The sequence below is a fragment of the Algoriphagus yeomjeoni genome (assembly GCF_003259505.1).
GTDB lineage: Bacteria > Bacteroidota > Bacteroidia > Cytophagales > Cyclobacteriaceae > Algoriphagus > Algoriphagus yeomjeoni.
The window spans coordinates 89138-104024 of the sequence record NZ_QLLK01000009.1 but is presented as its reverse complement, the minus strand read 5'-3'; the positions used below and the strand labels follow the sequence as shown (position 1 = coordinate 104024).

Below are 14887 nucleotides of genomic sequence, written 5' to 3'. Positions count from 1 at the left end.
ATTTTAAAACTCAACTCTATAACTCAATATCGGAATCAGCGGAGCCTGATAGGAAGTTTTGATCTTGTTTTCCATTGGTTCGAAGTATTCTCCATACACATTCTTCCGATTTGTTGCATTTTGAATATCAAGTGCCCAGGTACGGGTGGATTTTGGCTTGTTTTTCTTAAGACTAAAGCGCAGATCGGCTCGGAAATAATTCGGGCTTTTTTCCGAATAAAGCTGATCTTCAATATAAACGCCTTCACCTTTTTCGATAGAAGCTGCCAAATCAATAGGAGTATCCCGCAAGCCACCACTGTAAATAGCACGGAGGTTCACGCCGAAAACCCTATTTTTCTTCTGTTTATACTCCTTTCCAGCTGTGAAAGTCACATTGAAATTGCCATTGTAAGCGGAATTTCTCCAGACATCTTCATTGGTTTTATACAACGAATTGTAAAAGGAAGTGGAAAGCAAAAAGTACAAATCATTATGCGTAAACTGCTCCAAGGTCAGTTCAACCCCATAGTTTTTCCCAAAACCTTCATTGACCAGCGGATCAGTGGCAAAAGTCCACTGCTGATTGATGATGGAATAGGTTTCATCAGCACCGCTTTTGATCGGGATATTGAACAAATGCTGATAATAGGTTTCCACTTTCATGCGTAAATATGGAGTGAACGCGCGATCAAAACCCAGCACAAAATGATGTGATTTGCTCAGACCTAACTCTTTGTTAGGAAGCGTAATTTGCCCATCAACTTCCTGCTCCGCAAAGTAAGTCCCGAGCGGCTGCACCTGGGAATGTAAGCCGTAACCCACGCTCAAACGCTGCTTTTCGTCCAGCGCATAGGAAGCACTGAATCTAGGTTCGATAGACTTAGAATCATTCAGCAAAAGTTGCAAATAATGTAGGCCAACATTGATTGTTAGGCGTTCACTCGCTCGGTAGTTCAGCTGGGAAAAAGCTTGAATACTCTGCGTGTTTCCTTTGGAATTGATATTGGTTTGCAAGTTTTGATTTTCTTCTTCAAAGTCATCTTCACGAAGATTGTAATACAATTGATTTACATAAAACCCAGATCTCAAACTTGCTTTAGCCGAAAACTTTGTATTCAACACTGAGCTCAGTGTAACTTTTGAATTGCTATAATTCTCGTAAAAACGATCTTGCTCCTGCATCTCATCGGTCAATCGAAACTCGGTAGTTCCCAAAGCATTTCCTGAAGCCAACACTGTAGTTTGGAGGAAATTTGACTCGTTCAAAATGTAAGAATGCTTGATTCCAACGGCTCCAGTATTGGAGAAAAACGTCCCACCGTAGCGATCTCCCTCGGATTCCCAGTCCAAAGAATCAGTGATCGCATCACCATCTTGGTCGCTTAGTCCACCAAACCCAAAGAGTGTAATCGTGCTTTTCGGACCCGTCGGCAAATAGACGTTAAAGGATAAATCCTGGAAATTGGTAACAAAATCACCCAAAGGAAGTCCGATTTTTGAAAGGACAGAAAGTGTGGAATAACGGTAATTGATCAAGTAAGAACCTTTGTAGTTTATTGCAATTGGCCCCTCTGCCGCCACATCCAAGCCTAGAAATCCTGCCTGAAGTGTAAACTCCTGATTTTCATTATTGCCTTTGCGCAAGCTAAGGTCAAATACGCCCGAAAGTGCATTTCCATATTCCGCAGGAAAAGCTCCAGTCAGAAAATCAGAATTAGCTAATAACTGAGAACTTAAGATAGACACACCTCCGCCTGAAGTGCCAGGATTTACAAAGTGATTGGGGTTAGGAATTTCTATTCCTTCCATTCTCCAAAGCAAGCCGTTGGGACTGTTGCCACGAATTGAGATATTATTGTTTCCATCATCAGTGCTGGTGACTCCAGAGAAGGATGCTGCCATACGTCCAGGGTCATTTACTGCAGCGGCAAACTTCCTAGCTTCCTCCACAGAAAATGTGCGTCCACTCACCTGAATCATATCATTGATCGTTCGGTCTTTGTCTGTGGCCGTCACCACCACTTCATCGATCTGGGTGATATCTTCTTCCAAAGGAATTGTCAATACTACTTCCTTCCCGGAGTTCAGTTGAACATTCGGAAGGATTATCTCCTTAAAGCCCATAAAACTCACTTTTAGCGAATAGCTTCCAAGCGGAAGAGCAGGAATTTTGAAATCACCAGCTACATCCGTAGTCGTACCGATCACTGGATCCGAACCCATAATCATCACGGTCGCGCCGGGCATGGGAGCCTTGGTGATTTGATCGATCACGGTGCCACGGATAGTTTGCGTGAGTTCCTGGGCTTGTAAAGGATTGATCGCCATGAAAAATAGAACCCCAAAAATCTTTATAAACGAATTCATACTAGTTGGTTTAGTTTGATTCTATGACAAGGGGTTTGGGGTTTACCCTTAGTGCATGGAAGGAATTTCTCGCTGAAGAGAAAATTTTTAGCTCGCGGCGGCGCTATGGCGTGGCGAAAGATTCGTAACCTTTGAGATGTCACCCTGAGCGAAGTCGAAAGGCTTATTAGAACCTTTTAATGAAATCTCCCGCTAAGGAGCAGGAGGCGCAATTTTCGATATTCAGATTGCGTCAACAAAGGTAAATGAAGCATTGAACCTGTGATATTTACAATTACCCAACTTCCTACTTCACACCAATTTCCAGATTTAAAATACTTACTTTTGCGCCCTTGTAAGCTTAATACCATGGAAAAGGAATCAGAATCTGTAACACCAGTGAAATTCACCGCTGAACAAATCGCTCAAGCTATTGCAGTTCTGGAAGGATTGAATGCGGATACTGACCAGATTTTTGATATCCCGAAAGAAAGTAGGCTTGCCCTTCTCATGGCAGCGGGACAGTTTTCAAGACCGAGCAAAGAAGAACTTGCGGAGAGAAAAAAGGGTGCGAAAAAGATTCATAGAAAAAAAGTCGCAGATAAAGATAAAACTGCCAGAAAAACTACGGGAATTCGATCTGCAAGAGAAGCGTCAATTTTCATCGCACCAACTATGCTGGAATTGACTGGAAAAGAAGCTGATGAAGCCATTATTCTCGAATCACCTCGCGAATGCTATGTCTGTAAGGAGTCCTTTGATAGACTGCATCATTTTTACGACACCATGTGTACGGGTTGCGGGGATTTCAATTATGCCAAGCGTTTTCAAACCGCAGACATGAAAGGTCAAGTTGCGTTGGTGACGGGTTCTCGCCTGAAAATTGGCTACCACATTACGCTAATGATGCTTCGCGCAGGAGCAACTGTAATTGCCACGACCCGTTTCCCGGTGGATTCAGCTTTGCGATTTGCCAAAGAGCCTGATTTCAATCAATGGGGTGACCGACTTCATATCCATGGGTTGGACCTTAGACATATTCCGAGTGTGGAGATTTTTTGCAATTACATCGAGCAGAAATACCATCGACTGGATGTATTGATCAACAATGCCGCCCAGACTGTTCGTCGACCTTCAGGCTTTTATCAACATTTGATGGAAAATGAGGCCCTGGAATGGGAAGATCTCTCTACTGCTTCGCAAAAGTTACTTACTGATCATCATTCCTGCTTGCAAGAAATTAGAATTCTGAGCCAGGAATTTGCCGAAGGCGAAAATAAAAACCTACCCGTTTCCTGGCATGGAAAGCAATTAGGAATAGGATTGACATCTTCTGCTCAGCTCACGCAAATTCCCTACAGCATCGATGATTCTTTGAGTTCTGAGGAGATCTTTCCAATTGGAAAACTCGATGCAGATCTACAGCAAGTAGACCTTAGAAAGACAAATAGCTGGAGATTGAAGTTAGGAGAAATCCATACCAACGAAATGCTAGAAGTGCAGCTGGTGAATTCTGTGGCACCTTTTGTTCTTTGCAATCGCCTCGTGAACATCATGAAGAAGGATAATACGGGCAAAAAACACATCATTAATGTCTCTGCTATGGAGGGAAAATTCCATCAGTTTCACAAGGAAGCCCGACATCCCCATACGAACATGGCGAAAGCAGCTTTGAATATGATGACATTGACTTCTGCGGCTGAGCTTCCAAAATTCGGCATTTACACCAACGCTGTGGATACAGGCTGGGTGACGGATGAAGACCCAGCAGAATTGGCGAAGCGAAAGCAGGATTTGCATGACTTTCAGCCCCCGTTGGATATAGTCGATGGAGCAGCCCGGGTGATGGATCCGCTTTTTGATGGGATCAACACGGGCAAGCATTGGAATGGGAAGTTTTTGAAGGATTATAAGCCGACTAGCTGGTAGGAGTTTCTCGCGGCGTCGCTCCCGACAGCTGTACGGGAGGCGCAGAGTTTAATTGCTGCGTGTCATACTCACACTCGTTCTGTGTCACACTGAGCGAAGTCGAAGTGTCTCCCGCCTCGCAATAGGCGATAGTTTTTAAAGAAAAAGAATTTACCACATAGACACATAGCAAAACATAGTTTTACTTGATGTAATTATCAGTCGCTATGATCTCTATGTGGCTATGTGGTTTTATTTCTTAAAATTATCCTGCCTCTTGAGAAGCAGGACAACTGCCTTTAATCCACCTTCCTCACCACTTCCTTAATAATCTCTGCCATTACAGGCTCGGCAATTGCGGCAGCAGCAAGCACTTCGGCAATAGTAACTTTGGTTATTTTCCCTTCAACTCCCAAATCTGTAATCGCAGAAATACCAAATACCTCTATTCCTGCCTGTCTAGCTACGATCACTTCAGGAACTGTACTCATGCCAACTGCATCCGCTCCAATTCCACGTAGGTATTTGTATTCTGCTGGAGTTTCAAGATTTGGACCCTGAACGCCGACATATACCCCGGTATGAACCCGGAAATTGTTTTCTTTAGCAAAACCTAAAGCAATTGCAGTTAAATCAGTAGAATAGGCATCGCTCATGTCTGGAAATCTTGGACCAAATTCTTCGTAATGCTTGCCACGAAGTGGACTCTCGGGAAACAAATCAATTTGATCCCGAATCAGCATGACGTCTCCAACTTCCTGTTCTGGATTCAATCCTCCACTTGCGTTTGAGACAAGCAATGTTTTTACACCGAGCTTTTTCATCACACGAATAGGAAAAGTAACTTCCTGCATGGAATAGCCTTCATAGTAATGAAAACGTCCTTTCATTGCCATCACTTTTTTCCCTGAAAGCTCTCCAAAAATCAATTTACCTGAGTGACTTTCTACAGTAGCTAGCGGGAAATTGGGGATATCTGCGTAATTAATTTCCTTTTCCACTGTGATCTGCTCACCCAAATGTCCAAGTCCGGTACCAAGAATAATTCCTATTGATACTTGGCCAGAATATTTGGATTGTATGAAAGAAGTTGCTTCAGAGATTTGATTTAGGTAGTTCATAAGGTGTAATTTGCCAGCCCTAAATATATAAATTACCTCCTAGCTTCAAACTTTTATAGTGCTAAGAGTGTATTGCATTTAGAAAAAACAAAACATGATCAAAATAATCGTAGGAACTAACCGTAAGAATTCTGTTTCAAAAACTATAGCAGAGCTTTATCAAAGCATTCTTAAGGAGAAAGGCGAGCAATCAGAAATCCTTGAATTGGAGGATTTACCCAGTGATTTTATAGATAACGCACTTTATGAAAATAACGGGAAACATGATTTGTATAATGAGTTCCACGATCAATTAGTGGATGGGAAAAAGTTTGTGTTTATCGTCCCAGAGTACAACGGGTCCTTTCCGGGAATCTTGAAAACCTTTATAGATGGGATGACCTACCCTAATACCTTCAGGAATAAAAAGTGTGCTTTGGTGGGTATTTCATCTGGAATAGGCGGGGGTGGCATCGCTATGAGCCACCTTACCGACATCTTCCATTATCTGGGAATGCATGTCCTTGCTCTCAAGCCGAAACTGGCTAAAATAGAGCAAAATATGTCAGATAACCTGCTCACCAACAGGTTGTACTTGGACTTGCTGCAAACCCAGGCAGACATGCTGCTTGAATTTTAGGACTTAGTCCACATTATCATGCAGAAATCTATTATTTCCTAGAATCTCATTGTCATCGCTCAAGTTGTACTTACTGATACTTGGCTCTGAGCTATGCTGAGGTTCGTTCAATACTACATTTTTACGCTGATAAGCAGGCACTTCCATTTTCTCCTTCAATTCTTCTGGAGTTGGATTGAAAGCACGGTTACCTTTTAGCTTTTCAAAACGCTCGTGCGCTCTTTGAATCGCCTTTTGCTTCATTTGCTCATAGTAATCATTTGCAAAAGCTGGAGTAGCTGGCTCTTCTTTCTTAGGCTCTTCAGCAGTATTTTTCTCCTCCTCTTCTTCGAAAAGATCATGTACGATTTTCTCTTGAGCCGGCTTTGGAGCCTCAGCTTTCACTTCTTCCTTTGGCTTCATGAAAGAAAATAGGCTTTCTTTCTTTGGAGCTGGTTTAGGTGCTTCTATTGGCTCTTCTCTCTTAGGAGTTTCAGCCACTGGCTTCACTTCTGGAGCAGGAGTTGGCGTAGGAGTTGGAGTTTTTGGTATTGAGAATACAAAAGTAGATCCATTAGCAACTGGCTCTTCTTTTACTTTCTCGGATTTACCAGAATCCAAATTGATAACCGTCTTTTCTTCCTCTACTTCCTGCACTGGAGTGCTTGGAGTTGGAGCAGGAGATGGTGCAGCAATAGCCTTAGCAGTTTCTTCTCTTTTGGTTCCGGCAAGTCTATCCATTTGGAAACCTGTAGCAATTACAGTCACTCGGATAGCTTTGCCCAATTCCGGATCAATACCTTGACCGAAAATTACCTCTGCATTGTCACCCGCTTTCTCCTGTATATACTCAGTGATTTCGCTCAATTCGTCCATTGACAATTCCTCGTCTTCGCCGGACATAATGGAAAGCAAAATTTTCTCTGCTCCTTTGATATCCACGTTGTTCAACAATGGAGAAGAAATGGCTGCACCGGCAGCGCGGATCGCACGACCTTCGCCTTCTTCAGTTGAAGAGCCCATTACGGCAGCTCCAGCGTCTTTCATTACTGTCTTCACATCTTCAAAATCCACATTGACATCCTGATGAACAGTGATGATCTCAGCGATAGATCTTGCAGCAGTAGATAGAATATCATCCGCCTTGCTGAAAGCAGTTCTGATGGCAAGATTGCCATAGATCTCTCTCAATTTGTCATTTAAAATAACCAGAACCGTATCGCAATTCTCACGAAGAGCTTCAATACCAGTCTGAGCTACATTCATTTTCTTCTTTCCTTCGAACATGAATGGAGCGGTCACTATACCTACAGTTAGGATATTGAGCTCTTTCGCAATTCTAGCTACCACAGGAGCTGCACCAGTCCCGGTACCTCCACCCATTCCAGCCGTGATAAATACCATTTTGGTATTATCAGCCAATAGTTCTCTGATTTCATCCTCAGACTCTATCGCTGCATTTTTACCTTGCTCAGGATTTGCACCAGCACCTAGACCTTCGGTCAAATTGGCGCCAAGTTGCAATCTCAATGGAACCGGGCTAGACTTAAGTGCTTGAGCATCGGTATTGACTACCACAAACTCTACGTCCTTAATCCCTAGACCGAACATGTGGTTTACGGCATTAGAACCGCCTCCACCTACGCCGATTACTTTTATAATCGACTTCGGGTTTTTGTGTAAATCAAATCTGTAATCTTTCATGTTATCTGACATATTTATTGTTATTGGTGAAATTTTCTATGGTTGTTTGTAGTGGTTTTTTAAAAAGGGAAATTGACAGCAAAGCCGACAATCTCCCCAATCATAAGCCCTAGTAATTAATATCGTCTCCGATATCATCGCTGAGAATCCCTTTCAGTCTTCCGGCGATTTTATCGAATATGTCTTTTGGATTGATATCCATACTTTTCGCTCTTTTCAAGGATTTCCCATTGGCAGTGCGGTTCGTATATCCCTGATCTCTATCGTCGAGTGCTTTAAATCCTGCCAGTACCAAACCTACGGAGGTTGCATACATTGGACTTTTCACTTCTTCGATCACTGACTTGCCCAAGTGTTCATTTGGATAGCCAATTCTAGTATCCAGTCCAGTCATGTATTCAAACAACTGGCTGATAAATTGCAATTGTGAGCCACCGCCCGTCAGGACAATCCCTCCTGCCAGTTTCTTGTAGTGGCCACTTTGCATGATTTCATTTTGGACGATCTCAATGATCTCCTCCATTCTTGCCTGAATGATTGAAGCCAGGTTTCTAATGGAAATCTCTTTTGGAGCTCTATTTCTTAAGCCTGGGATTGATACGATTTCGTTAGGATTTGCCTCCTCAGTGATGGCTTTGCCAAATTTTGTTTTTAGCAATTCAGCCTGGTTTTGCATCACCATGCAGCCTTCTTTGATGTCTTTGGTGATGATATTTCCTCCCAAAGGAATCACAGCTGTATGACGGATAATGTTCTCGTAGAAAATGGCGATGTCTGTGGTACCGCCTCCTATATCTACCAGGCAAACGCCTGCTTCCTTCTCGTCATCACTCAACACAGAAAGTGAACTTGCCAACGGCTCCAGAATCAGTTGCTTGGAAACTAAATCTGCTCTGCGTACACATCTGTTGATATTATTGATAGCGGTGGTCTGGGCTGTGATGATATGGAAATCAGCTTCCAAACGAGTACCCGACATCCCTACAGGATCTTTGATACCACCTTCGTAATCCACGGTATAATCCTGCGGCATCACGTGAATGATTGTATTTCCCGGAGGGATCAGGATGTTTTCCATTTCACTGGAAAGTCTCCTTACGTCTTCAATCGTGATCTCATCATCCGTCGGCTGACGCATGATACTTCCACTTTGGATTTTACTTTGGATATGTTGTCCTGCAATACCAACTATGACATCAGCGATGTCCACATTTGCCATTTCTGACGCCTCCTCTACTGCTTTCTCGATGGCGTGCACAGTCTTGTCGATATTGGTCACAACGCCTCGGTCAACTCCGTCCGAAACGGCTTTGCCCATTCCAAGCACCTCGAGTTTGCCATACTCATTTTTGCGGCCTACGATGACACAGATCTTGGTTGTCCCAATATCCAGTCCTACTATTAATTCTTTGTTTTCCATATCCAAGCTATTATTCACAGACGATTTGATCCTTAAACTTCACGCTTACACGGTTGTAAGCACTCCACCCCTTGCGAGGCAATATTTCCTTATAAAAGACCGATATCCGGTCAAACTTATTTACTATGTCATGTGCATCTCCGAACTCGATGATTTGTCTCCCAACCTGCTGATAAAGGCGGATATCATCTCTGGAATTCAATTCCACTTCGGTGATTTGAGCATTCCAAAACTCATCTTCCGTGATGAATGTGATCAAGTCCATCAACTCAGGCATATCCGTATTGATTTCGCCTTTGTCCATCAGCTTTTCAGCATATTCTCCTTCCAAAATCAGCACTCGGCTGGTGTATGAAGTCGAGGTAGGAATGACTTTCCCTTCCGTGGTGATATATCCATCTGCACCTAAAGGCTGCGCAATTCTTGCAATCGGCTGATGCTGACTGATTTTCAAATTCAAAATGCCTTTCTGCCCCAGCATCGCCTCAGCCGACTTCACAAATGGATGCCCCAGTAGTCTAGCTTCGATTGCCTTCATCGGAACTTCTTCCAGCATCAACCCAGCTTTCAAGTCTGGAAAGGCTTCACTGAGGATCTTGGCGATCTCAGCATCTTCCACGAAATAGACTTCACTTACTCCTTCAATGTCAATCTCAGTCCCTTGGAAGGTTTTATAGAGGGTTTGCTTTTCCACAAAACCAATAAACCCTACCAGCACCAATGTGAGCACTACAAAAGCAAGCACTTTCTTTATTTTGGCCTTCTTCATAATGAGTATCGGTTAAGTCCTTCTTTCATCCATGATGCTATTTCTGGCACCAGACGATCGATATCGCCAGCTCCCAGTGTCACCAAAACTTCCGGAGAAGTCTGATCCAAATGGCTTATCAAATTCTCTTTGGACACCAATTCTTTATGGCCTGTATTAATGCCTTCAAGAAGCATAGCAGAGGTAATTCCCTTAATTGGAAGCTCCCTAGCTGGATAGATATCCAACAAAATCACTGAGTCCGCTAAGGATAGACTTTCGGAGAAGCCTTCGGCAAAATCTCTCGTGCGGGAAAACAAGTGAGGTTGGAAAATCACTGTCAGCTTTTTAGCTGGAAACATCGCACGAACAGAACTCAAGCATGCTCTGATCTCCTCAGGATGATGCGCATAGTCATCGATGAAGACCTGATTTCCTTCATTTACATGAATTTCAAATCTTCTCTTTACTCCTTTGAAAGAGCTAATTCCTTTTCTGATTTGCTCCTCAGATATCTGATGATCCAAGGCAATTGCAATAGCAGCCAAGGCATTTTCCACGTTATGAAATCCTGGGATGAACAACTCTAAACCCTTGATTTCATTTTTGCCATCCACATAATCAAATACAAATGACCCTGGTCTTGCCTGAATATTCTCAGCACTAATCCCTGAAGATCTTAACCCATATTCTCGGGTAGCAACTTTTGGAAGTTTGCCTTCTCCAAGTCTTTGCCCAGCCTGCTGCTGTATGTAAAGTCTTCCTTTTTTATCCACCAGATTGACAAACTCAAGGAATCCGTCTAAGATGTGCTGCTCGTCTCCATAAATATCCAAGTGATCTGGATCGGCACTTGTCAGCACTATTTCATTTGGATGAAGTCTTAGAAATGAGCGGTCAAACTCATCTGCTTCCACTACTACTAATGTGGGTTCTTTAGACTTTTTGCCTCCCAAAATCAAGTTGCTCTGGTAGTTTTGAGTGATTCCGCCAAGGAAAGCCACCACAGGTTTCTTTGCAGATTTCAGCATGTGAGCGATCATGGAAGAAGTGGTTGTCTTGCCATGTGTCCCAGCTACTGCGATGGTGTAGTACTTATTCGTTACTATACCTAGCACCTCAGATCTTTTCTTGATTTGGAAGCCATGATCTCTGAAGAAATTTAACTGAGCACTTTCCTTCGGCATAGCAGGAGTCCAAATAATCAGTGATTTCTCAGGATTTCCTGTAACTGAACTCGGGATAGTTTCTTGTTTGTCATCGAAAGAAATTTGCATCCCTTCAGTGATCAGCTCATCGGTCAGCGGCGAAGGTGTACGGTCATAGCCGGACACAGCATATCCTTCATGGCGAAACCAGCGAGCCAAGGCGCTCATGCCTATGCCACCGATACCGAGCAAATGGACGCTATTTATTCCTTCGAAACTCATGCAATCAATAGTTCTACTTCCTCCACTATGGCGTTGGCCGCATTCGGCTTAGCCAGATTCTTTATATTTTTCCCTAATGACTCAGACAGTTGAGTGTCCTTCATTAGCTCCGTTACTTTTTGTTCCAAAGCGCCTACGGCTTCTGAATCTCTCAAAAGCAATGCGGCATCGTGGCTTACATAAGCCATGGCATTTTTGGTCTGATGATCCTCAGCCACATTTGGAGATGGGATGAAAATCACCGGTTTGCCCACGAGAGAAAGCTCAGAAACTGACAATGCGCCAGCTCTCGACACAATCACATCAGCCGCCGCATAAGCCAAATCCATCTCGCGTATAAATTCATTCAGGTGAATATTCTTCAATCCTGACTCAGCCAGCTTGGATTTCATTTCCTGGAAATAAAACTTACCGCACTGCCATAGCAACTGATAGCCCTCAGCCTCCAGCTTTTGCATATCGGCGAGTACCGCGTTATTCAGTGTTCTAGCTCCAAGTGAGCCTCCCAAAACAAGGATTGTTTTTTTATCAGTATCAAGTCCGAAATGGGCAATTGCTTTCTCTCTTTTTCCAGATAAATCCAGGATATCCTTGCGAACTGGATTACCTGTGTAGGCAATTCTGTCAGCTGGGAAAAAGCGATCCATTTCAGGATAAGCCACACAGATCTTCTTTGCTCGCTTGGCCAAAATTTTATTAGTCAAACCGGCATAAGAGTTTTGCTCTTGAACCAGCGTTGGTATTCCTTTCCTTTGCGCAGCATAAAGCACCGGACCACTTGCATAGCCTCCGACTCCTACTACCGCATCTGGATTGAAATCCTTAATGATTTTCGAAGCTTGGGTCAGGCTTTTCAATAATTTGAAAGGAAACTTTAGATTTTCCAGAGACAAGCTTCTTTGCAATCCAGCCACCGGAAGACCTTTGATCTTGTATCCGGCTTCTGGTACTTTTTGCATTTCCATTTTGCCCAAAGCACCCACAAATAAGATCTCGCTGGCCGGATGCTTTTCCTTCCAGGCATGGGCAATAGCGATAGCCGGATAGATATGTCCTCCGGTACCTCCACCACTGATCAAAATGCGATATGTGCGCTGTGCGTTAATAATTATGCGGTTTTAAGTCTAGATCTATTTCCAATTGTGGGGCTGCTTGTCTGCGATTCATCTTGGTGATCTCCGCGACTAACCGAGAGAATAATTCCCAGCGATATCCCGGTGAAAACCAAAGAGGTCCCCCCCATACTTAGTAGTGGAAGTGGCAAGCCTGTTATCGGACCCAAGCCAACGGCCACAGCCATATTCACTAAGGCTTGGATCACCAATGCGAAACTCAATCCCGCAGATAGCAATCCACCAAATGCTTTATTTGAATTTGCCACGATACGCATGCCTCGGTAAAGCAAGGCGAGGTATAGGAATAGCACGGAGAATCCTCCGATCAGACCATATTCCTCGATGATGATGGCATAGATAAAATCCGAGTAAGGATGCGGAAGCGAGTTTCTCTGCTCAGAATTTCCTGGGCCTTTTCCTCCTATTCCTCCAGTTGCGATTGCGATGTAAGATTGCTCGGCCTGGAATGGGATTTCATCCTTGTTCATAAAGTCTTCAACCCGGGATACAAGAGTTGCTCCTCTTTGTCCTATGAATCCAGCAGCTGTCAATCCTAATGCGCCAACCATTAACACCATTGCTAAATATTTCACAGGAACTCGCCCTATGAACATGATGAGCAGGCAAGTAATCAATAGAAGAATTGCCGTTGAGAAATTCGCCATAGCGATCAATCCACTGATCAATCCTATCGCAATAATGATAGGCACGAAAGTGCTCTTAAAGTCCTTGATATTATTTTGACGTCTTGCAAGCATACCCGCAATCGAAGCTATCAAGGCCAATTTTGCCAAATCTGAAGGCTGAAATGCTTGGTTGATTACCGGGATGGTAATCCAGCGATTTGCCTCGTTGATATTGGAACCAAACAAATAAGTCACCAGCAAAAGTGGGATAGATATAATCACTCCCAATCGAGCATAAACTGCATACTTTCTGTAAGGAATTTTATGGGCAAACCACATCACCACCAGCGACACGAAAATCAACATGGAATGTCTGATTAGGTAGATCTCAGTATTTCCACCAGCATATTTATACGCCAAAGAGCCCGTAGCGGAATACACTACCAGAATACTGAAAAGCGACAATAGAATGACAATGCCCCAAATGATCGGGTCGCCTTTGAAATTCCTATCTATCCATGCTTTAAATTCACTCATGAGATGGCTTTGGGTTTAAGGTTTTCTACTGCCGCGCGGAATTGATTTCCGCGGTCTTCATAATTTTTGAATAGGTCAAAACTTGCACATGCAGGCGATAGCAATACAATATCTCCAGGCTTGCCTAGTTCTTGGCCCCAACTCACTGCTTCCCGGATATCCTGAGTTTCGCGGATATCAGCTATATCTCCAGCAAAAGCTGTTTTTAGTTTATCATTGTCCTTGCCCAAGCAAATCAGCGACTTCACTTTTTCATTTACCAAAGGCTTGAGGACAGAATATTCGTTACCCTTATCCACCCCACCAGCGATCCAAATCAAAGGATTCTCATAGCTTGCCAAGGCATAAGCAGTAGCTTCCACATTAGTCCCTTTGCTGTCATTGATGAATTTCACGCCGTCGACTTCTCTGACTTCCTCCATTCGATGCGGCGCGTTTTTGAAGGTTTGATAACCTGCGATCATCTGAGATTCGGTTACCCCGGCGCAAAGCGCTGCAGTTCCTGCGCAAAGTGCATTTAACACATTATGCTTCCCTTTTATGGAAAGAGAATCCATCGGAATTTGAGCTGATTTCCCTGCTATTTTCATCTCAAGCGTGAGTCTGGTTAAATAGCCTCCACTTTGCTGCGCTTGCTCGAGTGAAATCCAGTTTTGGGTTGCAGGAATTGTTTTGGTCTTCAATCCTTCCAAAGTCAAATAGTCTTCTGCAAAGAAAATGGCTTGATCAGCTGAAGTCATATTTTTGAAGATCCCAAACTTGGAATCCATGTACTTGTCAATCTGATAATCGTAGCGATCCAAGTGATCAGGCGTGATATTGGTCAGAATCGCAATGCTAGGCTTGAAAGTCTGGAAACCGTCTATTTGAAAGCTACTGCACTCGATCACCCAATAGTCATGATCTCCTTCAAGTAGTTGGCCAGCCCAGCTTTTACCTACATTTCCAGCTAGTCCAACATCCAAACCCGCTTCTTTCATTAGATGGTAAGTAAGCAAAGTCGTGGTAGTCTTTCCATTGGTTCCAGTAATCGCAATCACCTTTCCTTTGGAATAACCGAAGGCAAATTCCAATTCATCGATAATTGGAATCCCAATGATCAATGCCCTAGCTACGATTTCTGTTTTTGGAGAAATCCCAGGACTCTTAATGATCAAGTCGGCACTCAACACTTTAACTTCGGAATGTTTGCCTTCTTCATATGGAATTTCCAATCGCTCCATTTCTTCCTTTCTAGCGGGAGAAATCTGCCCAGCATCCGATACAAAAACGACATAGCCATTCTGCTTGGCAAGCATTGCTGCTCCCACTCCGCTTTCTCCTGCACCCAGAACGACTATTCTGTTCATATT

At 43.4% G+C, this 14887-nt stretch carries 11 protein-coding genes; 2 read left to right on the top strand and 9 right to left on the bottom strand.

Going from position 1 to position 14887, the window contains the following annotated elements; genetic code table 11:
* Positions 1–3: 3 nt before the first annotated feature.
* Positions 4–2349, bottom strand: a complete 2346-nt coding sequence (locus tag LV83_RS15435) for a TonB-dependent receptor (protein WP_111612452.1) — start codon at positions 2347–2349, stop codon at positions 4–6.
* 348 nt (positions 2350–2697) lie between these two features.
* Between LV83_RS15435 and LV83_RS15430 the strand changes: the two genes are divergently transcribed.
* Entirely contained in the window at positions 2698–4257 is a 1560-nt protein-coding gene (locus LV83_RS15430) for an SDR family NAD(P)-dependent oxidoreductase (RefSeq protein WP_111612451.1), read from the top strand.
* A gap of 278 nt (positions 4258–4535) precedes the next feature.
* Here the strand turns inward: LV83_RS15430 and LV83_RS15425 are convergent, their stop codons facing one another.
* A complete protein-coding gene (locus tag LV83_RS15425) occupies positions 4536–5357 on the bottom strand; it encodes a purine-nucleoside phosphorylase (RefSeq protein ID WP_111612450.1) in 822 nt (273 codons plus the stop codon).
* 94 nt (positions 5358–5451) lie between these two features.
* Between LV83_RS15425 and LV83_RS15420 the strand changes: the two genes are divergently transcribed.
* Positions 5452–5976, top strand: a complete 525-nt coding sequence (locus LV83_RS15420; protein WP_111612449.1) for an NADPH-dependent FMN reductase — start codon at positions 5452–5454, stop codon at positions 5974–5976.
* Between the two features lie 3 nt (positions 5977–5979).
* Here LV83_RS15420 and ftsZ read toward each other — a convergent pair whose 3' ends face one another.
* The 7 genes from ftsZ to murD all read right to left on the bottom strand — a co-directional run bounded on the left by ftsZ (position 5980) and on the right by murD (position 14884).
* Positions 5980–7659: a cell division protein FtsZ gene (gene ftsZ, locus LV83_RS15415; RefSeq protein ID WP_111612568.1), complete on the bottom strand. Its 1680-nt coding sequence runs from the start codon at positions 7657–7659 to the stop codon at positions 5980–5982.
* A 109-nt stretch (positions 7660–7768) separates the two neighbouring features.
* Positions 7769–9079 carry a cell division protein FtsA gene (ftsA, locus tag LV83_RS15410; protein ID WP_111612567.1) on the bottom strand — a complete coding sequence of 437 codons (1311 nt, stop codon included), beginning with the start codon at positions 9077–9079 and terminating at the stop codon, positions 7769–7771.
* 10 nt (positions 9080–9089) lie between these two features.
* Complete coding sequence (locus LV83_RS15405; RefSeq protein WP_111612448.1) at positions 9090–9848, bottom strand: cell division protein FtsQ/DivIB; 759 nt, start codon at positions 9846–9848, stop codon at positions 9090–9092.
* A complete protein-coding gene (gene murC, locus LV83_RS15400) occupies positions 9845–11257 on the bottom strand; it encodes a UDP-N-acetylmuramate--L-alanine ligase (RefSeq protein WP_111612447.1) in 1413 nt (470 codons plus the stop codon). The genes LV83_RS15405 and murC overlap by 4 nt, the downstream gene beginning before the upstream one ends.
* A complete protein-coding gene (gene murG, locus LV83_RS15395; RefSeq protein WP_111612446.1) occupies positions 11254–12336 on the bottom strand; it encodes an undecaprenyldiphospho-muramoylpentapeptide beta-N-acetylglucosaminyltransferase in 1083 nt (360 codons plus the stop codon). Before murG ends, murC begins: the two co-directional genes overlap by 4 nt.
* Positions 12337–12365: 29 nt before the next feature.
* Positions 12366–13535, bottom strand: a complete 1170-nt coding sequence (locus tag LV83_RS15390) for an FtsW/RodA/SpoVE family cell cycle protein (RefSeq protein ID WP_111612445.1) — start codon at positions 13533–13535, stop codon at positions 12366–12368.
* Positions 13532–14884: a UDP-N-acetylmuramoyl-L-alanine--D-glutamate ligase gene (murD, locus tag LV83_RS15385; RefSeq protein WP_111612444.1), complete on the bottom strand. Its 1353-nt coding sequence runs from the start codon at positions 14882–14884 to the stop codon at positions 13532–13534. Before murD ends, LV83_RS15390 begins: the two co-directional genes overlap by 4 nt.
* Between the last annotated feature and the right edge of the window lie 3 nt (positions 14885–14887).